Consider the following 858-nt stretch of genomic DNA (forward strand, 5'->3'; position numbering starts at 1 on the left):
ATTGCCAGAGCACGATGAATTTATCAGTGTGCAGGAGCTGTACAAAAAAGCCCGCTGCAATCCGAATCACCTGGGGTGCATTGAGCTCACCAAAGCCAAGTGCTATCAAGCTCAGGCGGTACTGGTTGGCACCGGCTGGAAACTCAGAAAACGGGACAAAAAGCGCAAATACAAAGAACCCTGGCTGCTGGTGTCATCCCTGCCAAAGTGCATGAACTATGCCGATAAAGTCGCAACCTGTTACGGCAAGCGCATGCAAATCGAAGCCAGCTTCCGGGACCAGAAAAGCAGTATTTATGGGCTGGGCAGCAATGCGCATGGCACCACGGAGCCAACGCGTTTGGCGCTCCTTATTTTACTGGCCGCTCTGGCGAACTGGCTGCATTACATGCCGGGAGTTGCTACAGAGATGGCGGGCCTACACCGGCAGTTTCAGGCCAATACGGTGCGAGACAGGAGGGTGCTATCCTTCAATTATCTGGGCATGCGGCAATGCAAGTTCGAGCGGCTCCGGCTAAGTGCTGCACAGATAGCCGCCGCCATAGAGCAAATCATGCTCTGGGTTGGCGAGTTGGATTGGGCTGTGATCAAATTGGAAAAGAGCTGATACTATGGGCTTTAAATTCGTGGGGATCCCTCAGATTAATCTCACTCTGCCACCTAAATCGGTTATCTATAGCCAAACCAAGTTGCTTCCGGTAATTGATGTCATAAACATGAACGATTTCATGACCAACAATTGAGGCCAAATGACGTGCTTCTAATAAGTTATCTGGCCCAGTTAACATATCAACATTTACAAGGATTGTATCCGGATCTGTTGATGTCACTTGCATTGAACCTGAGATGCTGTTATCT

At 49.7% G+C, this 858-nt stretch carries 1 protein-coding gene and 1 pseudogene; one reads left to right on the forward strand and one right to left on the reverse strand.

The annotated features are described in order from the left end of the window. Nucleotides 1-607: pseudogene (locus tag QWF21_RS18040) on the forward strand (IS4 family transposase); the annotation flags it as partial. On the opposite strand, the gene QWF21_RS18045 reads toward QWF21_RS18040, so the two are convergent. Continuing rightward, the coding region (locus tag QWF21_RS18045) for a hypothetical protein (RefSeq protein WP_330089429.1) at nt 588-858 on the reverse strand (271 nt) is incomplete at its 5' end. The pseudogene QWF21_RS18040 and the gene QWF21_RS18045 sit on opposite strands and share 20 nt — an antisense overlap.

The sequence above is a fragment of the Alkalimonas mucilaginosa genome (assembly GCF_036327005.1).
Lineage (GTDB): Bacteria > Pseudomonadota > Gammaproteobacteria > Enterobacterales > Alteromonadaceae > Alkalimonas > Alkalimonas mucilaginosa.